Origin of the sequence: Variovorax endophyticus, assembly GCF_025376855.1 — a bacterium.
In the GTDB taxonomy this organism is placed as follows: domain Bacteria; phylum Pseudomonadota; class Gammaproteobacteria; order Burkholderiales; family Burkholderiaceae_C; genus Variovorax.
Genome location: NZ_JAHUTH010000017.1, coordinates 41,874 through 66,348 on the forward strand (window position 1 = coordinate 41,874; position 24,475 = coordinate 66,348).

Genomic DNA, 24,475 nt, shown 5'->3' on the forward strand with positions numbered 1-24,475 from the left:
CGGGCGGACCCGCTTCAGGTCCGCACCTTGCCGTCGCCCGTGAGCATCGAGAGCTCGACGAACTTCGAGCCCACGTGGTTCTTCGCCGAGAACGAGACCTCGAAGCCGCCGAGCTGCAGCCGGTCGATGCTCTCGAGGCCGGTGATCAGCCCCTCGCGCGACAGCTTGCCCGGCGCTTTGCGCAGGCCCTCGACCAGCACCTTGGCCGCGAGATAGCCCTCGAGGCTCGAGAAATTGGCGCTGGCGCCGTTGCCGGCCTTGCGCACCGCCTCGGTGAACTCGCGCGCGATCGCGTTGGCCTGGCTGTAGGGCGAGGGCACGACCTGGGTCACGAGCACGCCCGCGGCCTCCTTGCCGAGCTCGTCCGACAGCGCCTGGGTGCCGACGAACGAGAGGTTGAAGAAGGTGCCGCCGAAGCCGGCCTTGCGCGCCTCGCGGATGAAGGCCGCGCAGGCCTTGTAGGCGCCGACCTGGACCACCGCGTCGGGCCGCGCCGCCAGCAGCGTCTTCACGGCCGGCGCCACCTCGGCCGAGTTGCGCTCCACCGTGGCCTGCGCGATCGGCTTGAGCTGCTGCTCGGCGAGCGCCAGCGTCACGCCGTCGAGACCGGCCTTGCCGTAGGCGTCGTTCTGGTGGAACACCGCGATCTTCTTCAGGCCCAGGTGGGTGAGCTGCCTGACCATCAGCGCGGTCTCGTCGTTGTACGAGGCGCGCAGGTGGAACACGTTCTTGTGGAAGGGCTCGCGCAGCGCCATCGCGCCGGTGAAGGGCGCCACGAACGGCACCTTGTCCTTCACCGCCAGCGGCAGCGCCGCCAGGCTGGTGGGCGTGCCGATGTAGCCGAACAGCGCGAACACGTCCTCGTCGATCAGCTTCTGCGTGTTGGCGGCGCAGCGCTCGGGCTCGTAGCCGTCGTCGAGCGTCTTGATCTGCACCGGGCGGCGGCCGGACTGGGCGTTGTAGGCGTCGAGGAACACCTTGGCACCCTGGTGGAACTGGATGCCCAGCTGCGCCGCCGGGCCGGTGAACGGCGCCGACTGGCCGAGCACGATCGGGCCATCGCCCTGGGCCCGGGCGACGGCGGCGAAACCGCCGAGCGTGGCGGCACCGGCCGCCAGCGAGAAATGCCTGCGATTGATCATGGCGAAAACCCCCTCCTGTCATGCGTCATGCGACGGACCCCGTGCATGCCCCGAAAACCTTAAAAACTTTAGACTCGCCCGATGGCCCACGCCTCGAACGACACCCCCCACGACTCCTCGCCCGCCACTGCCGCCACGGTGCTCGGCGCCTGCCCCCACGACTGCCCGGACACCTGCGCGCTCGTCACCACCGTCAAGGACGGGGTGGCGGTCAAGCTGCAGGGAAATCCGGCCCATTCGCACACGGGCGGCGTGCTGTGCACCAAGGTGTCCCGCTACATCGAACGCAACGACCATGCCGAACGGCTGGTCCAGCCGCTCAAGCGGGTCGGCCCCAAGGGCAGCGGCCGCTTCGAGCCGGTGAGCTGGGAGGCCGCGCTCGACGGCATCGCCGCGCATCTTCGGTCATTGCAGGCTGATCCCGAGGCCATTCTCCCCTACAGCTATGCGGGAACCATGGGCCTGGTGCAGGGCGAATCGATGGACCGGCGCTTCTTCCACAAGCTCGGCGCCAGCCTGCTCGACCGCACCATCTGCTCGATGGCCGGCGGCGAGGCCATGGTCCACACGCTGGGCGGCAAGGTCGGCATGCGCATCGAGTTCTTCGCCGAGGCGAAGCTGATCCTGATCTGGGGCAGCAACTCGATCGCGAGCAACCTGCACTTCTGGCGCCACGCCCAGGCGGCCCGGCGCGCCGGCGCGCGGCTGGTGTGCATCGACCCGCGGCGCACCGAGACCGCCGACAAGTGCGACGAGCACATCGCGCTGCTGCCGGGCACCGATGCCGCGCTGGCATTGGCGCTGATGCACGAGCTGATCGTGCACGACTGGCTCGACCACGACTACATCGCGAACCACACGCTGGGCTGGGAGCAGTTGCGCGAGCGCGCGCTGCAATGGCCGCCCGAGCGCGCGGCACGCGTGTGCGGCGTGCCCGAGGAACAGATCGTGGCGCTGGCCCGGGCCTATGGCACCACGAAGCCGGCCGCGATCCGCCTGAACTACGGCATGCAGCGCGTGCGCGGCGGCGGCAACGCGGCGCGCGCGGTCGCCTGCCTGCCGGCGCTGGTGGGCGCCTGGCGCGACCGTGCGGGCGGGCTGCTGCTGAGCAGCTCGGGCCATTACCCGGTCGACCGCGCCGCGCTGCAGCGGCCCGACCTGCTGGCCGGCCGCCGGCCGCGCACCATCAACATGAGCACCATCGGCGACGCGCTGCTCGACACCGCGAAGCCGATCCAGGCGATCGTGGTCTACAACAGCAACCCGGTGGCGGTGGCGCCCGAATCGGCCAAGGTGGCGGCGGGCTTCGCGCGCGAGGACCTGTTCACCGTGGTGCTCGAGCAGTTCCGCACCGACACCGCCGACTACGCCGACTACCTGCTGCCGGCCACCACGCAGCTCGAGCACTGGGACATCCACTGCAGCTACGGCCACACCGACGTGCTGCTGAACCGCCCGGCCGTGGCGCCGCGCGGCGAGGCGCGCAGCAATGCCTGGGTGTTCCGCGAGCTGGCGCGCCGCCTGGGCTTCGACGAGCCCTGCTTCGCCGAGAGCGACGAGTCGCTGTGCCGCACCGCCTTCGCCGAGGGGAGCATCGACTTCGCGCAGCTGCTGGCGCAGGGCTTCACCAGCGTGAAGCTGGCCGAGGCGCCGTTCGCCGAGGGCTGCTTCCCCACGCCCTCGGGCCGCTGCGAGTTCCACAGCGCGCGCCTGGCGGCCATGGGCATGGACGGCCTGCCCGACCATGTGCCCAACTGGGAGCCGGCGGGCAGCTCCACCGAATTCCCGCTCGCGATGATCTCGCCGCCGGCGCGCAACTTCCTCAATTCCACCTTCGTCAACGTGACCAGCCTGCGCGCGATCGAGGTCGAGCCGCTGCTCGAGATCCATGCCGACGACGCCGCCGTGCGCGGCATCGAGGACGGCGCGCTGGTGCGCGTGTTCAACGGCCGCGGCGAGCACCGTTGCCGCGCCGAGGTCTCGCGCCGCGCGCGCCCCGGCGTGGTCAACGGCATGGGCATCTGGTGGCGCAAGCTCGGCATGGACGGCACCAACGTCAACCAGCTCACGAGCCAGCGCCTGACCGACATCGGTCGCGGCCCGACCTTCTACGACTGCCTGGTCGAGGTCGAGCGCGTGGCCGGCGCGCAGGCGGCGGCGGCGTGAAGGCCGCCTCCATCGTGGCGCTGGCCGGCGCGCTGCTGCTCGGCGGCTGCGCCGACCTGCGCTACTACTGGCAGTCGGCCAGCGGCCACATCGGCATCATGCGCGCCGCCAAGCCGGTGCCCGACTGGCTGGCCGATCCGGCGGTGCCCGCGGCCCTCAAGGCCAAGCTCGAGCTCACGCAGCGCATCCGCCGCTTCGCGAGCGACGAGCTGGGGCTGCCCGACAACCCCAGCTACACCGCCTACGCCGACCTGCACCGCGCGGCCGCGGTGTGGAACGTGGTGGCGGCGCCGCCGTATTCGCTCACGCTCAAGAGCTGGTGCTTCCCCGTGGCGGGCTGCGTGGGCTACCGCGGCTACTACAGCGAGGAGGCGGCCAAGGCCGAGGCCGAGGCGCAGAAGCGGCAGGACCTCGAGGTCTCGGTCTACCCGGTGCCCGCCTACTCCACGCTGGGCTGGATGAACTGGGCCGGCGGCGATCCGCTGCTGTCGACCTTCATCGGCTACCCCGAGGGCGAGCTCGCGCGGCTGGTGTTCCACGAGCTCGCGCACCAGGTGCTCTACGTGGCGGGCGACACGGTGTTCAACGAGTCCTATGCGACGGCGGTCGAGCGCATCGGCGGCGCGCTGTGGCTGCAGCGCGAGGCCGGCGAGCCGGCGCGCCGTGAGTACGCGCAGTTCGATGCCCAGCGCCAGCAGTTCCGCGCGCTCGCGCTCGACACCCGGCGCGCGCTCACGCGGGTCTACGAATCGCCCGAGGCCAAGGCCCAGGACTGGAAGGCCGTGGCCGCGATGAAGCAGGCCGCGATGGACGACTTCCGCGCCCGCTACGCGGCGCTGCGCGAGGGCTGGGCCGGCCCGCGCCAGCATGCCTACGACGGCTGGGTGGCGCGCGCCAACAACGCGGCCTTCGGCGCGCAGGGCGCCTACGACGACCTGGTGCCGAGTTTCGAGGCGCTGTTCGAACGCGAGGGCCGGAGCTGGCCGCGCTTTTACACTGAGGTCCGCCGCATCGGCCGGTTGCCGACCATGGAGGAGCGCCGCCAGGCGCTCGCCACGGCCAGCGGCATCCTGCAGACGCGGCGCGGCCGCGGCCACGACAACAACGGAGAACACGACGGTGCCTGACATCCATATCGAACGCCAACACACCCTGGGCATCGCCCGCGCACGCCAGGTGGCACGCAAGTGGGTGCGGCAGGCCGAGCAGGAGTTCGGGCTCGATTGCGTCTACACCGAGGGCGAGGAGCGCGACGTGGCGACCTTCACGCGCGCCGGCATCGACGGCACGGTCGAGGTGACGGCCCAGACGCTCACCTTCGATGCCACGCTGGGCTTCCTCTTCAGCAGCTTCAGCGAAATGATCGAGCAGAAGATCAGCCGCAACCTCGATGCGCTGCTGGGGCCGGCCGAGGGCGGCAACCGCTTCGCCTGAAGCGCGGCCGTTTCAGGCGATGGTGTAGCCGCCGTCCACCGGCAGCGATGCGCCGCTGATCATCGACGCGCCCTCGCTCAGCAGGAAGAGGATCGGCGCGACCACTTCCTCCACGCGCGCGAAGCGCCCGAGCGGGATGCCCGCGATGGCGGCCGCGCTCTTGGCCGGATCGGCCCAGGCCTGCTCGGCCATGGGCGTGAGCGTGACGGTGGGATTGACGCTGTTGACGCGGATGCCGTGCGGCCCGAGCTCGAGGCACAGCGAGCGCGTGATCGCATCGAGCGCGGCCTTCGAGGCGCAGTAGCAGAGGTGGTCGTCGAGCGCGACCAGCGCGGCCTGGCTCGAGACATTGACGATGCTGCCGCGCACGCCGGCCGCGGCCATCGCCTTGCCGCAGCGCGCGGCGACCAGCGCGGCGGCACGCGCATTGACGGCCATGACGGCATCGAAGCTGTGGGCCTGCAGTTCGAGCGCCGGTTCGAGCAGCGCGATGCCGGCGCAGTTCACCACGAGGTCGAAGGCGGGGAGCTCGGCGAATGCCTGGTCGAGGGCTTGGGGGGCGGCCACGTCGAGCACTCGCGGTGTGCAGCCTGTCTGCGCTGCCAGTTTCTGAAGCGCCTCGGCGTCGCGGCCCACGGCCGTCACGGCGGCGCCCGAGCGCGCGAGCTGCGTGGCCACGGCGTGGCCGATGCCGCTGCTGGCGCCGGTGACCAGGGCTTTGCGGTTGCTGAAATCGAAGGTGAGGGTCATGTCGGGTGGCTCTTGTTCGGGGGGCGTGCACAGGACAGCGGGTACTTCCCTCCGCGAATGTCCCCCGCCTTCGGCTCCTCCTTTATTTCGCTGCGGGAAGCACCCACTGCCCTGTGCACTGGATACGCCGGGGTGTGCGGCCGGTGCCGTGGTTGTGCGTTCATTTCAGCCGGTGCATCGCATCGCGCAATGCGGGGTAGAGGGACTTGTAGATATCGAAGCGCTCGCGGTAGACGGCCTGCGCCTGGGGCTCCGGCCTTGCGCGTTCCACCAGCGTGACCCAGCCGCGTTCGGCCGTCGCCGCATCGACCAGCCCCGCGCCCAGCGCCGCGAGCATTGCCGCGCCGAGGGCAGCCTCGACCTCTTCCTCGATGGTGAACACGGGGTAGCCCGTGATGTCGGCCACGATCTGCATCCAGAGGTCGGAGTGGGCCGCGCCGCCGACCACGATCAGGCGCGGGTCCAGCGGCTGGCCGCTTTGGCGCCCGGCCTCGATGTTGTGCTGCAGCGCGAAGCTCACGCCCTCGAGCACGGCACGGTAGAGGTGGGCACGGCCGTGCGCGAGCGAGAGGCCGATGAAGGCGCCCTTGGCCTGCGCGTCCCAGATCGGGCTGCGCTCGCCCATCAGGTAGGGCAGGAACACCAGGCCCTGCGCGCCGGGCGGCACGTCGACGGCCTGGCGCTCGATCAGCGCATGCGCGTCCTCGCCGGTGCGCGCGGCCTCGGTCAGCTCGGCCTGGCAGAAGGTCTCGCGGAACCAGGTGACGGCCGCGCCCGCGGCGATGGCGCCGCCGAACACGTAGCTGCGGTCCGCGCCGCGGTACACGTGCGGCATGCCGATGAGCCGGTGGCGCGCGTCCACGCTCGGGCTCACGAAGCCCCAGCACATGCTGGTGCCGATCATCGCGACGTGGTCGCCGCTGCCGGTCACGCCCGCGCAGAAGGTGGCCACCGCGGCATCCACGCCGCCGCCCATCAGGGGCATGCCTTCGGCGAGGCCGAGCCGCGCGGCCCATTCGGCCTTCAGGCCGCCGACCACGTCGCTCGATTCGACCAACCGCGGCGGCATCATGCGCGCCGGAATGCCCAGCATGCCGAGCGCCTCGTGGGACCAGCCGCGCCGCGCCGCGTCGTAGACGCCGCCGATGTTGCCGGCCGAGCTGTGGTCGACCGCGAGCTCGCCGGTCAGCCGCCAGTTGACGTAGCTGTTGGGCGGCAGGAACCAGCGCGTCCTGTTCCACACCTCGGGCCGGTGCTCGCGGATCCACAGCATCTTGGTGTAGCCGTAGTAGCTGTCCACGCCGTTGCCCGTGATCGCCTGCAGCTTCTGGACGTCGACCGTCGCGTTCACCGCATCGACCTGCGCGGTGGCGCGCCGGTCCATCCAGATCAGGCAGGGGTGCAGCGGCTGCATGGCCTCGTCGACCGGGATGCCGGCGCCGCCATAGAGGCTGCTCACGCACATCGCGGCGATGTCGGCGGGCGCGATGCCGCTCTTCGCGACGCAGGCGCGCACGCTCTCGCACACGGCATCGAACCACACGGCGCAGTCCTGCTGCGCCCACAGCGGCTTCGGCGTCTCGGGCTGGTAGGCCACGCCGGCCTGCGCGCGCACGCGCCCGTCGATGCCGACCAGCAGGCACTTGGTGCTCTGCGTGCCGATGTCGACGCCGATCACGCACTTCATGGGGCGGTCCGTGGCTGCGGCTTGAGCAGCACCTTGATCGAGTCGAGCGAGTTGGCGAGCGCGAAGGCGCGTTCCCATTCGGTCAGCGGGAAGTCGTGCGTGACGATGCCCTTCGAGGTCACGAGCCCGCGCGCCAGCAGGTCGATGGCGATCGGGTAGCAGTAGGGCCCGAGATGGGCGCCGCGCACGTCGAGCTCCTTGCGGTCGCCGATGATCGACCAGTCGGCGCTGGTCTCCGAGCCGAAGACGCTGAACTCGACGAAGCGGCCGAGCTTGCGGATCATCTCCAGGCCCTGCGTCACGCCGATCGGCGCGCCCGTGGTCTCGATGTAGACGTCGCAGCCATAGCCTTCGGTCAGGCCCTTGACGATGGCGTCGGCGTTCTCCGTCTTCGGGTTGATGACGACGTCGGCGCCGTACTGCTTCGCGAGCGCGAGGCGTTCGGGCACGAGGTCGATCACGATCAGCTGCCTGGGCGTCTTGAGCGCCGCCACCTGCGTCATCATCAGGCCGAGCGGGCCGGCGCCCGCGATCACCACCACGTCGTCGAGCTGGATGTCGCCGCGGTTCACGGTATGGATCGCGCACGACAGCGGCTCGATGATGGCCGCGTCCTCGAGCGGGATGCCGTCGGGGATCCTGTGCACGCGCGCGGTCGGCGGCAGCCGCATGTAGTCGGCCATGCCGCCGTCGGCCACGATGCGCTGGAAGCCGAAGATGTTGTGCACCTCGCACATCCAGTACTTGCCCGAGGTGCAGAAGCGGCACTTGCCGCAGGGCACGATCTGCTCGGCGATCACGCGGTCGCCCTTGCTCACGCCGAAGTGCTCGGCCGCGCCTTCGCCGAGCGCCTCGACGTAGCCGAAGAACTCGTGGCCCGGGATCACCGGCGCCTTGACCCACGAGGGCTGGCCGTCGCCGCCCCAGAACATCTTCGCGCCCGAGTGGCACTTGCAGTCGGAGGCGCAGATGCCGCAGGCCGCGATCGAGATCAGCAGTTCGTTGGCGCCGATGGCGGGTACGTCGACGGTTTCGAGGCGGTAGTCCTTGGGGCCGTGGCAGACGACGGCCTGCATGGCGAGCCGGGCGATGGCGCCCGTGCTGCCGGACTGGAGCTTTTGATAAGACATGGGTTCCTTGTGGGGGGAGGGGGAAGGAGCAAGGCAGAAGAGGGAGGGCTAGCGCTTCGCTTCCCGGCTGATGAAGATCGCGAGCAGCACGATGCCGCCCTTGATGATCAGTTGCAGGTACGGCGACACGCCGATCATGTTGAGCCCGTTGTTGAGCACGCCCAGCAGCAGCGCGCCGACGAGGGTGCCGACGATCGCGCCGCGGCCGCCGGCGATCGAGGTGCCGCCCATCACCACGGCGGCGATGGCGTCGAGCTCGAAGCCCACGCCCACGCCGGGCTGGCCGCTGGTCACGCGCGAGGCCTGCACGATGCCGGCGACCGCGGCCGTGAAGCCGCTGAGCGCATACACCAGCAGCTTGTAGCGCGCCACCCGCACGCCCGACAGCCGCGTCGCTTCCTCGTTGCCGCCGATGGCGTAGACGTAGCGGCCGAAGGGCGCCATGTTCAGCAGCACGTAGGCCGCGAGGTAGGTGGCGAGCATGAGCAGGATCGGCACCTTGATGCCCGCCAGCGTGCCGCCGCCGAGGAAGGCGAAGGACTCGGGCAGGCCGTCGATCGGGTAGCCGCCGGTGTAGATCAGCGCGATGCCGCGCGCGATGCCCATGGTGGCCAGGGTCACGATGATCGGCGGCATGCGCAGGTAGGCCACGCAGTAGCCGTTGAACAGGCCGATGACCGCGCCCACGGCCAGGCCCAGCGGCACCGCGAGCAGCGGCGGCAACCCGAACTGCACCATCAGCCCCGAGGCCAAGGTGCCCGACAGCGCCACCACCGCGCCCACCGAGAGATCGATGCCGCCGGTGAGGATGGCCGCGGTCATGCCGACCGCGATGATGGCGTTGATCGAGGACTGCAGCGCGATGTTCTGCAGGTTGCCCCAGGACAGGAAGTTGTCGGTCGCGACGATCATGAAGACCGAGATCGCGACCAGCCCGACCAGCGGCAGGAAGGCCGTGGAGCGGCGCAGCTCGGTGAGGAATCCACCGGCGGGAGCGGGCGGCGCGGGATGGCTGGCGGTGGCGTTCATGGCGAACCCCCTGTGGTTGCGTGGCGCATGATGTCGCCGGAGTGGATGGAGTCGCCCTCGAGCGTGGCCACGATGGACCCGCCCGAGAACACCGCGACGCGGTCGCACATGCCGACGATCTCGGGCAGCTCGCTCGAGATCATCAGCACCGCCTTGCCCTGGCGCGTGAGCTCGCGCATCAGGGCGTAGATCTCGGCCTTGGCGCCGACGTCGATGCCGCGCGTGGGCTCGTCGAAGATCAGCACCTCGCAGGCGTGGCCGAGCCAGCGCGCGATCACCACCTTCTGCTGGTTGCCGCCCGAGAGCGTGGCCACGCGGGTCTCGAGGTCCGGCGCCTTCACGCCCACGCGGCGCGCGAGCTCGGCCGCCTCGCGCTTCTCGGCGCCCTCGCGCACCAGGCCCGCGCGGCGGTGCCGGCCCAGGTTGTTGAGCGTGATGTTGAAGCGGATCGTGAAGTCGGTGATCAGCCCCTGCACCTTGCGGCTCTCGGGCAGGAGGCCGATGCCGTGCGCCAGCGCCTGCGTGGGATCGTCGAGCCGCACGGGCTTGCCGTTGCGCAGCACCGTCTTGCGGTGCGCGCGGTCGGCGCCCATCATGCCGAGCGCGAGCTCGGTGCGGCCCGAGCCGACCAGGCCCGCGAAGCCGAGGATCTCGCCCGCATGCAGTTCGAAGGCATTGACCGGCCCGCCCTTCGCGAGCTGGATGGCGGGCACCTCGAGCAGCTTGCGCGCGCCGGCCGCATGCGGTGCCGGTTGCGGCTTGGGCGGAAAGCTCTGCTCGATGCGCCGGCCCACCATCATCTCGACCAGCGCGTCGATGTCGGTCGCGCCGACCTCCGCATGGCCCGCGTTGGCGCCGTCGCGCAGCACGCTGATGCGGTCGCAGACCTCGAAGATCTCGTCGAGGTGGTGCGAGATGAAGATCATCGCCACGCCGCGCTCGCGCAGCGAACGCATGATGCGGAACAGGTGGTCCGCCTCGTTCGGCGTGAGCGTGGCGGTCGGCTCGTCGAGCACCAGCAGGCGCGCCTTCAGCGACAGCGCCTTGCCGATCTCCACGAACTGCTGCTGCGCCACCGAGAGCCGGCACACCGGCACGCGCAGGTCGATGCGCACGCCGAGCTCGTCGAACAGCTGCCGCGCCGCGCGCCGCATCGCGGCCCGGTCGATCAGGCCGAAGCGGCGCGTGGGGTAGCGGCCCAGGAAGATGTTCTCGGCCGCGTCCAGGTGCGGGATCAGGCTGAACTCCTGGAAGATGATCCCCACGCCCGCCGCGATGGCGTCGGCATAGCCCGCGAAGCGGCGCTCGCTGCCGTCGATGTAGATGCGGCCCTCGTCGGCCTGGTGGATGCCGCAGAGGATCTTCATCAGCGTCGACTTGCCCGCGCCGTTCTCGCCGAGCAGTGCATGCACCTCGCCCTTGCGGATCGAGAGGTCGATGCCCGAGAGCGCCTGCACGCCGGGAAAGCGCTTCGAGACGCCCTCCAGCCGCAGCATCTCGGCGGTGTCGTTCATGGTCACGGCCAGGGTCCGTCCGCGCCTTACCAGCTGAAGCTCTTCGCGCCTTCTGCGTCGATCAGCTTCACGTCGACCGGCACCGCCGCCGGCACGTTGGCGCCCCACTTCTTCGCGAGCGCGATGCCGATGGCCAGCCGGATCTGGTCGCGCGGGTATTGCGCGGTGGTGGCGATGAACTTCGAGCCCGGCTTCTGCATCGCCTTGATGGCCTCGGGCGCGCCGTCGACGCTGGTGAGCTTCACGTCCTTGCCGCTGGCCTCGATGGCCGCGAGCGCGCCCATCGCGCCGCCGTCGTTGACGCTGAACATGCCCTTCAGGTCCTTGTTGGCCTGCAGGATGTTCTCGGTCACGGTGAGCGCGGTGGCGCGTTCCTGCTTGCCGTTCTGCGTGCTCACCACCTTGATGCCCGGGTACTTGGCGAGCGCCTCGCGGCAGCCCTTCACGCGCTCGAGGATCGGCACCACCGGGATGCCGTCGAGGATCGCCACGTCGCCCTTCTCGCCGATGGCCTTGGCCAGGTGCTCGCAGGCCAGCCGGCCCGCGTCGGTGTTCTTCGAGCCGACGAAGGAGTCGACCGGGCCCTGTGCGTTGGCATCGACCGCCACCACCACCAGCCCGGCCTTCTTGGCCGAGCGCACCGCCGACTGCACGCCGGTGGAGTCGGTCGGGTTCAAGAGCAGGATGTCGACCTTCTTCTGGATCATGTCCTCCACGTCGCCGATCTGCTTGGCCACGTCGTGGCGCGCGTCGGTCGCGACCACGCTGGCGCCGATGCTCGCGGCCGCTTCCTCGAGCGCCTGCTTCATGGTCACGAAGTAGGGGTTGTTGAGCTCCTGGAAGCTCATGCCGATGCGCAGCGGCTGCTTCGGCGCCTGGGCCTGCGCGGCGGAGGCGGCGCACAGCAGCGCGGCGAGGGTGGCGGTGGCGAGGATGTTCTTCTTCATGGCATGTCTCCTTGGGTGATGACGGTGGAAAGGACGCGGGCAAGGCTTCGCCCCGCGCGGTGCCCGAACGGGCCCGCGCCGATGGCGATGCGGGAAACGGGGGCGCGCCGCCTACGGCGGGCTGGCGCCGCGCAGGTGCGCGGCCTGCGCCGCCTGCATGCGGTGGAAGTTGCGGAACTTGGTCGGCGGCATGCGCTTGTGCAGCAGGAACTGCCGGTTGAAGTTCGACACGTTGTTGAAGCCCACGTCCATGCAGACGTCGAGCACCGGCTTCTCGCTGCTGGTCAGCAGCTCGCAGGCGCGGCTGATGCGCAGCCGGTTCACGTAGCGCACGAAGGACTGGCCCGTGTGCTTGCGGAAGGCGCGCGAGAAGGCGCTCGGGCTCTGGCCCACCAGCTCGGCCAGCATCGGCTCGCGCAGCTCGTCGCCGAGGTTGGCCGCGATGTGGGCCAGCACGTTGTTGATGGCGTGCGACATGAAGGCCTTGGGATCGGGCTTGAAGGCCGGGCTCGCGAGCCGCTGGCGGTCCTGGCTCGCGGCCAGCAGCTCGAGCAGCGACAGCAGCAGGATCACGCGGCGCAGCCCGCGCGCCTCGAGCAGCGCCTCCATCAGCGGCTTGGCGGCGGCCGCGGTCTCGGCCGAGAACAGCAGGCCCGCGCCCGACTCGGCGATCAGCGGCGCGATGCGCGCGAACTCGGGGAAGCTCGCGGCCATGTTGCGCACCAGGCCGGCCGGGAACTGGATCACGATGCCGCGCCGCTCCACGCTCTGGCCCGCGGGCACGTCGCTGATCCAGTTGTGCGGCAGGTCGGGGCCCATCATCACGAGGTTGCCGGGCTCGAAGTGGCCGACGTGGTCGCCCACGAAGTACACGCCCTGGGTCTCGACGATGAGCTGGATCTCGTACTCGGGATGGAAGTGCCAGCGCACGGTGCGGTAGGGGTAGCCGTGGGCCCAGCAGGCGAAGGATTCGTCACCGCGGACTTCGACGATTTCCAGATCGGGTTGCATGGCGCTCGTTGTTCCTCGGGCAGTGTTCGGATGGTGCGTGACAGCGTGGGGCGGACTGTACGAACCGCTCCCGACGCCAACAACCAGAGATGGCGGCCCGAATCGATACTTTTTTGATGCGCGGTGTCGGGCGCGCGGGGCGCACCGCGATCCGCGCTGCGGCGCAGCAAGAAGCTTTCTCCCCGAGGGAAACGGCCCGCGACGGCCCGGATTGCTGCGCTGCGGAAAGCCGGGCGTCTCGAGGCCGTGCGGGCGTCAAGAATTCATAGGTGTTTTCCCGCCCCGCAAGCCCCGGCGCGGCGCGCGGCACACTCGCAGGCCATGACGACATCCACTGCTTCCTCCTCCGTTCCCGCCGCCGGCCCGCTCGCCGGCCTCAAGGTCATCGAGCTCGGCCAGCTGATCGCCGGCCCCTTCGCGGCCCGCACGCTGGCCGACTTCGGCGCCGAGGTGGTCAAGATCGAGCCGCCCGGCGCGGGCGATCCGCTGCGCAGCTGGCGGCTGATGAAGGACGGCACCTCGGTCTGGTGGCAGGTGCAGTCGCGCAACAAGCGCTCGCTGGCGCTGGACTTGCGCGAGGCCGAGGCCCAGGCCATCGTGCGCCAGCTCGCGGCCGAGGCCGACGTGCTGATCGAGAACTTCCGCCCCGGCGCGATGGAGGGCTGGGGCCTGGGCCCCGAGGCGCTGCTGGCGGCCAATCCCGCGCTCGTGATGCTGCGCATCAGCGGCTATGGACAGACCGGTCCCTACCGCGACCGGCCCGGCTTCGGCGTGGTGGCCGAGGCCATGGGCGGGCTGCGCCACCTCACGGGCGAGCCGGGCCGCGTGCCGGTGCGCGTGGGCGTGTCGATCGGCGACACGCTGGCCTCGCTGCATGGCGTGGTCGGCGTGCTGATGGCGCTGCAGCATCGCCATGCCACCGTGAGCGCCGAGCATCCGAAGGGCCTGGGCCAGGTGGTCGACGTGGCGCTCTACGAGGCCGTCTTCAACTGCATGGAGAGCCTGCTGCCCGAGTACGGCGCCTTCGGCGCGGTGCGCGAGGCCGCGGGCAGCGCGCTGCCGGGCATCGCGCCGACCAATGCCTACCGCTGCGCCGACGGCGGCTACGCGATCGTCGCGGGCAATGGCGACAGCATCTTCCGCCGCCTCATGGGCTGCATCGGCCGGCCCGATCTGGCGGCCGATCCCGCGCTGGCGAACAACGCCGGCCGCGTGGCTCGGGTGGAAGTGCTCGACGCCGCCATCGGCGACTGGGCCGCCAGCCGCACCGTCGACGAGGTGCTGGCCGCGCTCGATGCCGCGCACGTGCCGGCCGGGCGCATCTACACCATCGCCGACATCGCGGCCGACCCGCACTACGCGGCGCGCGGCATGCTGCAGCGGCTGCGCATGGACGACGGCAGCGAGCTGTCGGTGCCGGGCTTCGTGCCCAAGCTCTCGCGCACGCCGGCCGCGCACCGGCTGAACGCGCCCGCGCTGGGCGCGGACACCGACGCGGTGCTCGAGGAGATCGGATTGACCGCCGGCCAGATCGCGGCGCTGCGCGAGCGCGGGATCATCGGCGGGGCGTGAGGGGAGCCGGCACTCAGCCGCGCAGCGACTCGATCAGCGCGATGTACTGTTCCTTGGCCTCGTCGCCGCTCAGGCCCTTGCGCGAGGTCCAGGCATCCCACTTGGCGCGCGCGACGATGTCGCTGAAGCTGGGCTTCTTGGCCGTGTTGTCGCCCTCGGTCGCCTGCTTGAACAGGCCGTAGATCTTCAGCAGCGTGGGGTTGTCGGGGCGCTCGGCCAGCAGCTTGGAATTGGCCTGGGCGGTCTGGAAGCGTTCGTCGAGGTCGGACATGGCGGGGGATACGTAGGTAGGTGGAAGGAGTCGGGCATCTTACTGACCCGACAGTCACCCGCGTTCGAGCCCGCGCCGCGTGAAGGGCCTCAGGTCGTGGTCTGCACGTGCAGCCGGCTCGACTTGCAGCGGTGCAGCGCGCGGTAGTGCTCGAGCGGCCTTCCGTTGAGCCCGTAGGCGATCGATTCGATGCGCAGCAGCGGCTCGGGCGCGGGCAGGTTCAGCAGCTCGCAGGTCTGGGCGTCGGGCAGCACGGCGTCGATCCAGCGCTCGGCGCGCACCAGGCGCAGGCCGTACTGGCGGCGCAGCACGTCGTAGAGCGAGCGGTCTTCCAGCCGGATGCGGTGCAGGCCCGGCGCCATGTCGGCCGGCACCACGGTCTCGACCAGGAGGCGCAGCTCGCCGTCCACGCTGCGCAGGCGCTTGAGCGCGACCACCTGCGTGTCTTCGGTGAGGCCGAGCGCACCGGCCTCGAGGGTGGTGGGCAGGCGCAGCTCCTGGGTCAGGATCTGGGTGCGCACCGAGCGGCCCTTGCGCTCCATCTCGTCGGAGAAGCCCAGCACGGTGGAGACGAAGTCCTCGTCGCGCTCGCGCGCCGCGACGAAGGCGCCGCGGCCCTTGATCTTGTAGATGAGGCCGTTGCGCACCAGGTCGGCCAGCGCCTCGCGCACCACGATGCGCGAGATGCCGTACTGGTCGCCGAGTTCGGCCTCGGACGGCAGCTTGGCGCCGATCGGCAGTTCGCCCTGCAGGATCTGCAGGCGGACGGCGTCGCGAAACTGGGCCCACAGGGGCGATTCGGAATTCCGGTCGAGGGCGGGCGCGGTCAAGGTCGGGCTGTTCACGTGAGGACGGGCTTCGAGGCCATCAATGATGCATCCAAAGGGGAGTCCGCTGCCGGGGCGGCGGTCTGCAGGCGCACGCCGTGGCGTTCGCGCAGCGCGGTGGCGCAGGCATGGAGCTCCTCGCGCTGGCGCTGCGCGTCCCAGCCCAGGGCCTCGGCCGCGATGCCGGCGATCTCGGCCAGCGCGGCGTCGGTGACCTGGCCGCGGATCGCCAGCAGGGTGCGGCGCACCACCAGGTCCGACAGGTGGATCACGCCGGTCTCGAGGCACAGGTAGCCGAGCTCGGCCACCGAGTAGTCGGGCGCATGCCGCAGCGGCACGTCGCCCGAGGCCGCGAGCCGCTGCGCCAGCGGCAGCGCCTTGGCGCCGTAGCGCGCGAACAGCGCCTGGGCGCGGCGGCGGCTCGCGCCGGTGGCCATCAGGCGCTCGAGCAGGCGCTCGGTGGCGGCCGCGTCGGCCGGGAACTCGGCGCCGCCGCCGATCGGCAGCATGTCGGTGGAGGCGGTGCGCGCGCGGCCGAGGTGGCGCAGCACCGCGTCGGTGGCCTCCTCGGCCAGCGCGCGGAAGGTGGTCCACTTGCCGCCCACCAGGCAGACGATCGGGATGTCGCGCGTGGCGTTCGGCGGATCGACGGCCACCGAGTGGTCGCGCGAGATCTGGCCCGGCTTGTCGGCATCGGAGCGCGCCAGCGGCCGCACGCCGACATAGGTGTAGACCACGTCGGCCGGGTCGAAGGCGAGGTTGGGGAACACCTCGCGCAGCACCTCGAGCAGGTAGTCGACCTCCTCCGGCTCGGTGGCGATCTGGTCGGGATCTTCCACCGGGATGTCGGTCGAGCCGACCAGCACGCGGTCGAGGAAGGGATAGACGATGCACACGCGTCCGTCCATCGCCTCGAAGTAGGCCATGCGGCCGTCGAGCGCGTCGCGCAGCGCGGGATGGTCGAGCACCAGGTGCGAGCCCTTGGTGCCCATCACGCGCGGGCCGCTGCCGCCGAGCACCGCGGTGCTGCGGTCGAGCCAGGCGCCGCTGGCATTGACCACCGTGTCGGCCGTCACGCGCACCAGCTCGCCCGTGATCTCGTCGCGCAGGGTGAGGATGTTGCCCGCGCAGCCCATCACGCGGCAGTGGTTGACGGCGGTGGAGCGCGGCTGGTCGCGGCAGGCATCGGCGATCAGCTCGAGGATCAGCCATTCGGGATGGCTGATCCAGGCGTCGAAGAAGGTCGCGGTCCAGCGGATCGCCGCGCGGAACAGCTGGCGGTCGCGCGGCGGCACGCGGTCGATGCGGTGGCCCGGCATCACGCGCTGGCGCCGGCCCAGCAGGTCGTACAGCCGCAGCCCCAGCGCCACCGCCAGCAGGCCGCGCGTGCGCGGCGAGGCCGGCCGGCCGAGGAAGCGCAGCGCGCTGCCGAGCATGCCGCCGAACAGGCTCGCGAGCGGCACCACCGTCTTCAGCGGCTTCACCAGGTGCGGCGCGTTGCGCAGCAGCAGGTTGCGTTCGCGCGTGGCCTCGGCCACCAGCGAGAAGCTGCCGTTCTCAAGGTAGCGCAGGCCGCCGTGGATCATGCGCGAGGGCGCGCTGCTCGCGCCGGCGCCGAAGTCGCCCTTGTCGACGATCAGGCAATCCACGCGCTGCAGCGAGAGGTCGCGGAACACGCCCACGCCGTTGATGCCGGCGCCGACGATGACGGTGGAGAAATGGCGTCCGGCGAGCGAGGCGGGACGGGTGAAGGGCAGTTGCCAGGCGCTCATCGTGCGGAATCCGGCATGCGGGTGGTGCCGGTGGTCAGGGTGAAGGCCGGTGCGAGGCTGTCGAGCAGCGCATCGAAGCCGGCCAGGAAATCGGCGCAGGCCGGGATGTCGCCCGCTTCGGGCGCGAGGGTCTCGCAGGGCGCGAGCAGATGGGCGTTGGCGCTCGCGTCGAGATCGAGGCCCTGCGAGATGGCGGCGTAGAGCGCCGCGCCGCGCGCGCCGGTCTCGTCGTCGCCGCAGCGCGCGACCGGCCGGCCGAGGAAGCCGGCCAGCAGCCGCGCCAGCCGCGCGTCGCGCGCGCCGCCGCCGAGCATGGTGAGCGCTTCGGGCAGCAGGCCGTGCGCCGCGAGCCGGCCCAGGTGGCGCGCATGCAGCGCCACCACCGCGTCGACCACCGCGCGCGCCATGTCGGCGCGGCCATGGTGGCTGCGCAGGCCCACGAAGCCCGCGCTCGCGCCCGGCGGCGCGCTGCCGCCGTTGACGAAGGGCAGGAAGCGCACGCCGTGCGCGCCCAGCGGCGAGCCCATGGCGGCATCGATCACGGCCTGCTCGCTGCCGAAGCCCAGCGCCTCGGCGGCCCAGGCGATGTTGGCCATCGACGAGGGGCTGTTCTCCATGTAGAGCCGGCGCTCGGCCGGCCCGAAGTTCACCACCGCGGCCACCGGCGGCTTGGGCGCGCCCGCGGGCGTGGCCGGGCCGATCGCGGCGTTCACGCTCCAGGTGCCGAACACCGCCACCGCATGGCCGCGCGCCTCGGCGCGGATCGCGGTCATCGAGGCCAGCAGGTCGATCGCGCCCATGGCCACCGGCACGCCCGCGGGCAGGCCGCAGGCCGCGGCCTGCGCGGGCAGCAGCCGGCCGTACACCTCGCCGCTGGGCACGATGCGCCCGAGCGTGCGCGGCGACAGGTCCGACAGGCCCGCTGCGTCGAAGGCCTGCTGCGACCAGCGGCCGCTGGCCAGCGACACCAGCCCGGCGGTGCTCGCATCGCTGAGGTCGGTGGCGGCCTCGCCGGTCAGCAGGAAGCCCAGGTAGTCCTTGGCGAACAGCAGGCGCTGCAGCTCGCCGCGCTGCACCGCGTCGTGGCCGAACAGCTCGGCCGCGATCAGCGTCGGCTGTCCGGGCCAGGGCCCGCAGCCCACGTCGTCGAACAGCGCCGCGCCGTGGCTGCGTGCGAGCTTCAGGGCACGCGCGGTGGCGCGCTGGTCGGTGGAGGCGACCGCGCTGCCGCCGACCAGCCGGCCGGTCGCGTCGAGCGCATAGAGGCCGGCGCCGTGGCCGGTGCAGCCGATGGCGCGCACCGCGGCGGCCAGCGGGCCGAGCTGGCCCGCGATGGCGCCGAGCACGCGGCCCAGCGCCGCATGGATCGCCGCCTCCGCCACCTCGCAACCGCCGCCGGGGCGCCGGTCGTGCGGCAGCGCGGCGCGCGCCAGCGCCACCGTGCGGCCGCTGTCGGCATCGAGCGCGAGCGCCTTCAGGCTGCTCGACCCCATGTCTATACCCAGGTAGATGTTCGTTGTCATGTCATAACAGCTTCGGGCAATTTGGTTCAGATCGCAGTAGCGTTTCCCCTAGTATTCTGGGCAAAACGAGCCGCATACATTCTGACCTGTCATGACAACGTGCATGACGACTAGAGATCCAAAGCCACCCGCCAAGGCGGCCCATCTGCCAGGTCAGAGCAACACGAGGAGACAGAAGTGAGAAGAGATTTCCTGAAGTCCGCGGCGGCCGCCGCAGCCACCACCGGCCTGGGCCTGGCCGGCTCCAGCGCCTTCGCCCAGCAGCCCGCCGCACCGGCCGCCACCGGCCTGCGCGGCAACCCGAACGACGTCTACGTGATGAACGTGATGGTCTCGGGCGTCGAGTACTGGTTTCCGGTCTACGAAATGATGAAACAGCTGGGCCGCACGCTGGGCGTGCGCACCCGCTACACGGGCACGCCCGAGTACGACGTGAACAAGCAGCTCGCGTCCTTCGAGCAGGAACTCGCGCGCAAGCCCGCGGGCATCCTGCTGCACCCGATGAACCCCGACCCGTTCATCGAGCCGATCAACCGCGCGGTGGCGGCGGGCATCCCGGTCGTGACCTTCGCGGCCGACTCGCCGAACTCCAAGCGCGCCTCGTTCATCACCTCCGACAACGACCGCGAGGGCACGCAGGCGGCCGACGCGATCGCCGCCGCGCTCGGCGGCAAGGGCGAGTACGCGGTGCTCGAGAACCCGGGCCAGGACAACCACGACCGCCGCATCGCCGCTTTCGTCAATCGCATGAAGACCAAGCACCCGGGCATGAAGCTCGCGGGCCGCGCGGCCAGCAACCAGGACCCGAGCAAGGCCTACCAGGCGGTGCTGAGCCTGGCGCAGGCCAACCCGAACCTGGGCGCGCTGTTCATGCCCGAGGCCAACTCGGCGCTCGGCGCGGCGCAGGCCAAGATCGAGTCGAAGAAGAACATCCGCGTGATGTGCTGCGACGTCAACGCCAAGATCCTCGACATGATCAAGGCCGGCGACGTGTTCGGCGCCATCAATCCCAACCAGGGCATGCAGGGCTACATGGGGATGATGATGCTGTTCCTGGCCAAGAACCCGCAGCTCATCGACCCGATGAACGACGCCAAGCGCAACGGCACCAACCCGATGTCGGTGCCCTTCCTCGACAACGGCCTGTCGGTGGTGAGCAAGGCCAACGCCGACGACTTCTACTGGGACAAGTACCTGGCGCGCCGCGGCACCAAGGGAATCGGCGAGTGAGCGACGACCCGAAGCCGCTGCTCTCGCTGCGCGGCATCAGCAAGCGCTTCGGCGCTTCGCGCGCGCTCGCGGGCGTGGACTTCTCGCTGCGTGCCGGCGAGATCCACGCCCTGTGCGGCGAGAACGGCGCCGGCAAGTCCACGCTGATGAACATCATCGACGGCATCCACCAGCCCGACGAGGGCACGATCGCGCTCGACGGTCTGGATGTGCGCATCGACGGCCCGGCCCATGCCATGAGGCTGGGCATCGGCCTGGTGCACCAGGAGATCGCGCTGTGCGGCGACGCCACCGTCGCCGAGAACATCTTCATGCCCGAGATCAACGCGGGCGGCCGCGCCTTCATGGACTACGGCGGCCTCAACGCGCGCGCCGCGAAGGTGCTGCGCCGGCTCGGCCAGGACATCGACCCGGCCGCGCGCGTCGACGAGCTCGGCATCTCGAGCCAGCAACTGGTGGAGATCGCCAAGGCGCTCACGCTCGACTGCAAGGTGCTGATCCTCGACGAGCCCACGGCCGCGCTCACCGAGCTCGAGTCGGCCGCGCTGTTCCGAGTGCTGCACGACCTCAAGGCGCAGGGCATCGGCATCATCTACATCAGCCACCGCATGGCCGAGATCTTCGCCAACTGCGACCGCGCCACCGTGCTGCGCGACGGGCGCAACGTGCACTGCGGCCCGCTCGCCGGCACCACGCCCGACGAGCTGGTGCGCCGCATGGTGGGCCGCGACCTCGGCAACTACTACCCGCCGCGCGCCACGCTGCCCGAGGCGCCCGAGACGCTGCTGCAGGTCGACGACATCGCCGACGGCGAGCGCGTGCAGGGCATCTCCTTCGCGCTCAGGCGCGGCGAGATCCTCGGCATCGCGGGCCTCATGGGCGCCGGGCGCAGCGAGCTGGCCGAAACGGTGTGCGGGCTGCGGCCCGCGCGGCGCGGCAGCGTGCGCCTGCGCGGCAAGACGCTCGCGATCCGCAAGTACGCCGACGCGCTGCGCCATGGCATCGCCTACCTCAGCGAGGACCGCAAGGCCGCGGGCGTGTTCCTCGACCTGCCGATCGCGCAGAACGTCTGCGCGATGGCGCTGCGGCGCGTGAGCTCGCGCTTCGGCCTGATGGAACGCGCGGCCGAGCGCAAGCTGGCGCAGGACCTCGGCGCGCAGCTCAACCTCAAGTCCGACGGCGTGGCGATCGAGGTCGCGAGCCTGTCGGGCGGCAACCAGCAGAAGGTGGCGATCGCCAAGCTGCTGGCCACGAAGCCATCGGTGCTGCTGATGGACGAGCCCACGCGCGGCGTCGACGTGGGCGCGAAATCCGAGATCCACCACATCCTGCGCGCGCTCGCGAACCAGGGCGTGGGGGTGATCGTGATCTCGTCGGAACTGCCGGAAATCATCGGCCTGTGCGACCGCGCGCTGGTGATCCGCGAAGGCCGGCTGGCCGGCGAGCTCGGCACGGCCGAGATGACGGAAGAGGGCCTGCTGCGGCTGGCCTCGGGACTGGGCGAACAGGAGATGCAGTGAGCTACCAATTCAGAATGGACGGCACCAACCCCGCGAGCACCGCCGGCACCGGCACGGCGGCGGGGGCCAAAGGAGACGCCGTGAACCTACCCTTTCGACTCGGCAGCATGCGGGAGGCCGGCCTGCTGCTGATCATCGCGGTGCTGTGCGTGGGCATGAGCTTCGCGTCGCCGTACTTCCTCACCTGGGAGAACATCCGCGCGATGCTGCTGTCGTTCTCGATCGAGGGCATCGTGGTGGTCGGCATGACCATCCTGCTGATCGTGGGCGGCATCGACCTCTCGGTGGGCTCGGTGGTGTGCCTCGCGATGGTGATCACCGGCAAGCTGTTCCTCATGGGCGTCGACCCCTGGCTCGCGAGCGCGATGGCGATCGGCGCCAGCGCGATGATCGGCGCCATGATCGGCGGCTGCGTCACGCGCATCGGGCTGAACCACTTCATCGCCTCGCTGGCCTTCATGGTGATCGTGCGCGGCCTGTGCCTGGCCTTCACGCAGGGCACGCCGCAGTCGCTGTTCTCGCTGCCGGCCGAGTTCAAGTTCATCGGCCAGGGCACGCTGTTCGGCATCCCGGCCGTGATCCTGATCTTCGTCGCGATCGTCGCCATCAGCGACTTCGTGCTGCGCCGCGCCACCCTGCTGCGCAAGGTGTTCTACGTCGGCAGCAACGAGAAGGCCGCGCTCTATTCGGGCATCCGCGTGGGCCGCGTGAAGTTCTGGGTCACGGTGCTGTGCTCGGCCTCGGCCGGCCTGGCCGGCGTGATCTACACCGCGCGCTTCGGCGCCGCCACACCCACCTTCGGCATGGGCATGGAACTCAACGTGATCGCCGCCGCCGTGATCGGCGGCGCCAGCCTCAAGGGCGGCTCGGGCACCGTGCTCGGCGCGGTGCTCGGCCTGGCGCTGCTGTCGGTGGTGACGAGCTCGCTGATCCTGCTCGACGTCTCGCCCTACTGGCAGGACGTGATCAAGGGACTGATCCTGCTCGTGGCCGTGACCATCGACCACCTGCTCAACGTGAGGAAGACCAAGAGATGAAGACGACGACGCTGGGACCGTCGGGCATACGCTGCTCGGCGATCGGCCTGGGAACCTGGGCCATGGGCGGATGGATGTGGGGTGGCGGCGACAACGCGGGCGCGACGCTGGCGATCCAGGCCTCGCTCGACGCGGGCGTGACGCTGATCGACACCGCGCCGGCCTACGGCCTGGGCCGCTCCGAGCGGCTGGTGGGCACCGCTCTCAAGGGCCGGCGCCACGAGGCCGTGATCGCCACCAAGTGCGGGCTGGTGTGGCATACGCAGAAGGGCACGCACTTCTTCGAGGAGGACGGCCACCCCGTCTACCGCTACCTCGGCCGCGATGCGATCGCGTACGAGGTGGAGCAGAGCCTCGCGAACCTGCAGACCGACTACATCGACCTCTACATCACGCACTGGCAGGACGCCACCACGCCGGTGGCCGAGACCATGGGCGCGCTGCTCGACCTGAAGAAGCAGGGCAAGATCCGCGCGATCGGCGTGAGCAACATCGACGCCGCCACGCTCGCCGAGTACCTGCGCCACGGTCCGGTCGACGCGGCGCAGGAGCGCTACAGCCTGATCGACCGCGAGATCGAGGCCACGCTGGTGCCGCTGTGCAAGGAGCATGGCGTGGCGGTGATGGGTTATTCCTCGCTCGCGCTGGGCCTGCTCGCGGGGCCGATCGATCCCGCGCGCGCCTTCACGGGCGACGACCAGCGCGCGAGCAATCCGCGCTTCAGCGCCGACAACCGCGCGCGGCTCGCGGCCTTCTTCGCCGACCTCGAACCGCTGCGCGCCGCGCTGGGCTGCTCGTTCTCCGAAATGATGATCGCCTGGACGCTCGAGCACGGCGCCGTCTCGCTGTCGCTGTGCGGCGCGCGCAACCGGCAGCAGGCGATCCAGAACGCCGCGGCCGGCTCGGTCGCGCTCGGCGCCGACGCGCTGCTGCAGATCGACACCGCCGCGAAGCGGCACCTGGGCGCGCTCGGCTGAGACGCGTCCCGCCCCCTCGAACCATCTTCCACCTTCAAGGAGTTCTTTCGTATGTCGAAAGGCAAAGAGGTCCGCATCGCCCGCCTGCTGAAGGCCGGCCGCGGCCTGGACATCGCGCTCGATCACGGCGTGTGCAACGAGCCCAGCTTCCTCGACGGGCTCGAGGACATGCCGGGCGTCATCGACCGCCTGGTGGCCGCGGCGCCCGATGCGATCCAGCTCAACTACGGCCAGGCCGACCTGCTGCAGCTGCGCCCGGGCCGTGAGCGGCCGGCGCTCGTGATGCGGCTGGACATGGGCAATCCCTACAACGCCACGCGCCACCGCTCGATGTGGGCCGTGCTGCAGAACGAGCACGACCCCGTGCTGCCCGCGGTGCAGATGGACGCAGCCTGCGTGGTCGTCAACCTGTTCATGCTGCCCGATGAGCCCGAGCTGTTCCGCCAGTGCGTGCAGAACATCGCGCGCGTGCGCGCCGACTGCGACCGCTACGGCATGCCGCTGATGATCGAGCCGCTGGTGATGCAGGCGCACGGCGCGGGCCGCGGCGGCTACATGGTCGACGGCGATGCCGAGAAGATCGTGACCCTGGTGCGGCTCGCGCGCGAGATGGGCGCCGACATCGTCAAGGCCGACCCGACCAGCGACCCCAGGGACTTCCACCGTGTGGTGCAGGCCGCGCGCTGCCCGGTGCTGGTGCGCGGCGGCGGCCGCGAGGACCTGCAGCAGGTGTTCGCGCGCTCGCGCGTGCTGCTCGACCAGGGCGCGGTGGGCATGGTCTACGGGCGCAACGTCTACCAGCACGCCAACCCGTCCGCGGTGGTGAGCGCGCTGATGGCGATGATCCACGAGGGCGCCAGCGCGGAAGCGGCCTGGGCCCTGTACGAATCGGGCGGCGCGGCGCGAAGCCCATAGCGCAAAGGCTGCGCGGCTTTC

General features: G+C 70.8%; 21 protein-coding genes. 9 read left to right on the forward strand and 12 right to left on the reverse strand.

Annotated elements, in window-relative coordinates; genetic code table 11:
* Nucleotides 1-14 precede the first annotated feature (14 nt).
* A complete protein-coding gene (locus KV106_RS21925; RefSeq protein ID WP_261212315.1) occupies nucleotides 15-1,142 on the reverse strand; it encodes an ABC transporter substrate-binding protein in 1,128 nt (375 codons plus the stop codon).
* Nucleotides 1,143-1,223: 81 nt separating this feature from the next.
* Here KV106_RS21925 and KV106_RS21930 point away from each other — a divergent pair, with 81 nt between their 5' ends.
* From KV106_RS21930 to KV106_RS21940, 3 genes are read left to right on the forward strand one after another with little or no spacing between them, the layout of a single operon-like run.
* Nucleotides 1,224-3,308, forward strand: coding sequence for a molybdopterin-containing oxidoreductase family protein (locus KV106_RS21930; RefSeq protein WP_261212317.1), 2,085 nt, complete (start codon nucleotides 1,224-1,226; stop codon nucleotides 3,306-3,308).
* Nucleotides 3,305-4,435 (forward strand): aminopeptidase, encoded by a 1,131-nt coding sequence (locus KV106_RS21935; protein ID WP_261212319.1) that lies wholly within the window; start codon nucleotides 3,305-3,307, stop codon nucleotides 4,433-4,435. The genes KV106_RS21930 and KV106_RS21935 overlap by 4 nt, the downstream gene beginning before the upstream one ends.
* On the forward strand, nucleotides 4,428-4,742 hold the full coding sequence (locus KV106_RS21940) for a polyhydroxyalkanoic acid system family protein (protein WP_057592553.1): 315 nt from the start codon (nucleotides 4,428-4,430) through the stop codon (nucleotides 4,740-4,742). The genes KV106_RS21935 and KV106_RS21940 overlap by 8 nt, the downstream gene beginning before the upstream one ends.
* A 12-nt stretch (nucleotides 4,743-4,754) precedes the next feature.
* On the opposite strand, the gene KV106_RS21945 is transcribed toward KV106_RS21940, so the two are convergent.
* The 7 genes from KV106_RS21945 to KV106_RS21975 form a co-directional block, all read right to left on the reverse strand.
* On the reverse strand, nucleotides 4,755-5,492 hold the full coding sequence (locus KV106_RS21945) for an SDR family oxidoreductase (RefSeq protein ID WP_261212322.1): 738 nt from the start codon (nucleotides 5,490-5,492) through the stop codon (nucleotides 4,755-4,757).
* A gap of 160 nt (nucleotides 5,493-5,652) precedes the next feature.
* Nucleotides 5,653-7,179 carry an FGGY-family carbohydrate kinase gene (locus tag KV106_RS21950; RefSeq protein ID WP_261212324.1) on the reverse strand — a complete coding sequence of 509 codons (1,527 nt, stop codon included), beginning with the start codon at nucleotides 7,177-7,179 and terminating at the stop codon, nucleotides 5,653-5,655.
* On the reverse strand, nucleotides 7,176-8,309 hold the full coding sequence (locus KV106_RS21955) for an alcohol dehydrogenase catalytic domain-containing protein (protein WP_261212326.1): 1,134 nt from the start codon (nucleotides 8,307-8,309) through the stop codon (nucleotides 7,176-7,178). The genes KV106_RS21950 and KV106_RS21955 overlap by 4 nt, the downstream gene beginning before the upstream one ends.
* A 48-nt stretch (nucleotides 8,310-8,357) precedes the next feature.
* Nucleotides 8,358-9,338 (reverse strand): ABC transporter permease, encoded by a 981-nt coding sequence (locus KV106_RS21960; protein ID WP_057592549.1) that lies wholly within the window; start codon nucleotides 9,336-9,338, stop codon nucleotides 8,358-8,360.
* Nucleotides 9,335-10,852, reverse strand: a complete 1,518-nt coding sequence (locus tag KV106_RS21965) for a sugar ABC transporter ATP-binding protein (protein WP_261212329.1) — start codon at nucleotides 10,850-10,852, stop codon at nucleotides 9,335-9,337. The genes KV106_RS21960 and KV106_RS21965 overlap by 4 nt, the downstream gene beginning before the upstream one ends.
* 26 nt (nucleotides 10,853-10,878) lie before the next feature.
* Nucleotides 10,879-11,799: an ABC transporter substrate-binding protein gene (locus KV106_RS21970; RefSeq protein ID WP_057592548.1), complete on the reverse strand. Its 921-nt coding sequence runs from the start codon at nucleotides 11,797-11,799 to the stop codon at nucleotides 10,879-10,881.
* Between the two features lie 111 nt (nucleotides 11,800-11,910).
* Nucleotides 11,911-12,810 (reverse strand): AraC family transcriptional regulator, encoded by a 900-nt coding sequence (locus KV106_RS21975; protein WP_261212332.1) that lies wholly within the window; start codon nucleotides 12,808-12,810, stop codon nucleotides 11,911-11,913.
* Nucleotides 12,811-13,131: 321 nt separating this feature from the next.
* Between KV106_RS21975 and KV106_RS21980 the strand changes: the two genes are divergently transcribed.
* Nucleotides 13,132-14,382, forward strand: a complete 1,251-nt coding sequence (locus KV106_RS21980) for a CaiB/BaiF CoA transferase family protein (RefSeq protein WP_261212334.1) — start codon at nucleotides 13,132-13,134, stop codon at nucleotides 14,380-14,382.
* A 13-nt stretch (nucleotides 14,383-14,395) separates the two neighbouring features.
* Here KV106_RS21980 and KV106_RS21985 read toward each other — a convergent pair whose 3' ends face one another.
* The 4 genes from KV106_RS21985 to KV106_RS22000 all read right to left on the reverse strand — a co-directional run bounded on the left by KV106_RS21985 (nucleotide 14,396) and on the right by KV106_RS22000 (nucleotide 18,775).
* The gene (locus tag KV106_RS21985) at nucleotides 14,396-14,653 is read right to left on the reverse strand and encodes an acyl-CoA-binding protein (RefSeq protein ID WP_057592544.1); all 258 of its coding nucleotides are present in this window, start codon (nucleotides 14,651-14,653) and stop codon (nucleotides 14,396-14,398) included.
* Nucleotides 14,654-14,742: 89 nt separating this feature from the next.
* The gene (locus KV106_RS21990) at nucleotides 14,743-15,498 is read right to left on the reverse strand and encodes a GntR family transcriptional regulator (protein ID WP_057592543.1); all 756 of its coding nucleotides are present in this window, start codon (nucleotides 15,496-15,498) and stop codon (nucleotides 14,743-14,745) included.
* Nucleotides 15,495-17,252 carry a glycerol-3-phosphate dehydrogenase/oxidase gene (locus tag KV106_RS21995; protein WP_261212337.1) on the reverse strand — a complete coding sequence of 586 codons (1,758 nt, stop codon included), beginning with the start codon at nucleotides 17,250-17,252 and terminating at the stop codon, nucleotides 15,495-15,497. The genes KV106_RS21990 and KV106_RS21995 overlap by 4 nt, the downstream gene beginning before the upstream one ends.
* Nucleotides 17,249-18,775 carry an FGGY family carbohydrate kinase gene (locus KV106_RS22000; RefSeq protein WP_261212338.1) on the reverse strand — a complete coding sequence of 509 codons (1,527 nt, stop codon included), beginning with the start codon at nucleotides 18,773-18,775 and terminating at the stop codon, nucleotides 17,249-17,251. The genes KV106_RS21995 and KV106_RS22000 overlap by 4 nt, the downstream gene beginning before the upstream one ends.
* Before the next feature lie 177 nt (nucleotides 18,776-18,952).
* Here KV106_RS22000 and KV106_RS22005 point away from each other — a divergent pair, with 177 nt between their 5' ends.
* From KV106_RS22005 to KV106_RS22025, 5 genes are all read left to right on the forward strand, one after another.
* A complete protein-coding gene (locus tag KV106_RS22005) occupies nucleotides 18,953-20,005 on the forward strand; it encodes a substrate-binding domain-containing protein (protein WP_057592540.1) in 1,053 nt (350 codons plus the stop codon).
* The gene (locus tag KV106_RS22010; protein ID WP_261212339.1) at nucleotides 20,002-21,525 is read left to right on the forward strand and encodes a sugar ABC transporter ATP-binding protein; all 1,524 of its coding nucleotides are present in this window, start codon (nucleotides 20,002-20,004) and stop codon (nucleotides 21,523-21,525) included. Before KV106_RS22005 ends, KV106_RS22010 begins: the two co-directional genes overlap by 4 nt.
* 107 nt (nucleotides 21,526-21,632) lie before the next feature.
* The gene (locus KV106_RS22015) at nucleotides 21,633-22,562 is read left to right on the forward strand and encodes an ABC transporter permease (protein WP_208509805.1); all 930 of its coding nucleotides are present in this window, start codon (nucleotides 21,633-21,635) and stop codon (nucleotides 22,560-22,562) included.
* Nucleotides 22,559-23,539 carry an aldo/keto reductase gene (locus KV106_RS22020; protein WP_261212341.1) on the forward strand — a complete coding sequence of 327 codons (981 nt, stop codon included), beginning with the start codon at nucleotides 22,559-22,561 and terminating at the stop codon, nucleotides 23,537-23,539. The genes KV106_RS22015 and KV106_RS22020 overlap by 4 nt, the downstream gene beginning before the upstream one ends.
* A gap of 51 nt (nucleotides 23,540-23,590) precedes the next feature.
* Entirely contained in the window at nucleotides 23,591-24,454 is an 864-nt protein-coding gene (locus tag KV106_RS22025) for a class I fructose-bisphosphate aldolase (RefSeq protein ID WP_057592538.1), read from the forward strand.
* Nucleotides 24,455-24,475: the final 21 nt, after the last annotated feature.

Coding starts and splice junctions, on each gene's coding strand:
- KV106_RS21955 (WP_261212326.1), bottom strand. CDS start 8,309: ATGTCTTATCAAAAGCTCCAGTCCGGCAGCACGGGCGCCATCGCCCGG.
- KV106_RS21925 (WP_261212315.1), bottom strand. CDS start 1,142: ATGATCAATCGCAGGCATTTCTCGCTGGCGGCCGGTGCCGCCACGCTC.
- KV106_RS21995 (WP_261212337.1), bottom strand. CDS start 17,252: ATGAGCGCCTGGCAACTGCCCTTCACCCGTCCCGCCTCGCTCGCCGGA.
- KV106_RS22025 (WP_057592538.1), top strand. CDS start 23,591: ATGTCGAAAGGCAAAGAGGTCCGCATCGCCCGCCTGCTGAAGGCCGGC.
- KV106_RS21980 (WP_261212334.1), top strand. CDS start 13,132: ATGACGACATCCACTGCTTCCTCCTCCGTTCCCGCCGCCGGCCCGCTC.
- KV106_RS21930 (WP_261212317.1), top strand. CDS start 1,224: ATGGCCCACGCCTCGAACGACACCCCCCACGACTCCTCGCCCGCCACT.
- KV106_RS21960 (WP_057592549.1), bottom strand. CDS start 9,338: ATGAACGCCACCGCCAGCCATCCCGCGCCGCCCGCTCCCGCCGGTGGA.
- KV106_RS21965 (WP_261212329.1), bottom strand. CDS start 10,852: ATGAACGACACCGCCGAGATGCTGCGGCTGGAGGGCGTCTCGAAGCGC.
- KV106_RS21945 (WP_261212322.1), bottom strand. CDS start 5,492: ATGACCCTCACCTTCGATTTCAGCAACCGCAAAGCCCTGGTCACCGGC.
- KV106_RS22000 (WP_261212338.1), bottom strand. CDS start 18,775: ATGACAACGAACATCTACCTGGGTATAGACATGGGGTCGAGCAGCCTG.
- KV106_RS22020 (WP_261212341.1), top strand. CDS start 22,559: ATGAAGACGACGACGCTGGGACCGTCGGGCATACGCTGCTCGGCGATC.
- KV106_RS21970 (WP_057592548.1), bottom strand. CDS start 11,799: ATGAAGAAGAACATCCTCGCCACCGCCACCCTCGCCGCGCTGCTGTGC.
- KV106_RS22015 (WP_208509805.1), top strand. CDS start 21,633: ATGCGGGAGGCCGGCCTGCTGCTGATCATCGCGGTGCTGTGCGTGGGC.
- KV106_RS21950 (WP_261212324.1), bottom strand. CDS start 7,179: ATGAAGTGCGTGATCGGCGTCGACATCGGCACGCAGAGCACCAAGTGC.
- KV106_RS21975 (WP_261212332.1), bottom strand. CDS start 12,810: ATGCAACCCGATCTGGAAATCGTCGAAGTCCGCGGTGACGAATCCTTC.
- KV106_RS21985 (WP_057592544.1), bottom strand. CDS start 14,653: ATGTCCGACCTCGACGAACGCTTCCAGACCGCCCAGGCCAATTCCAAG.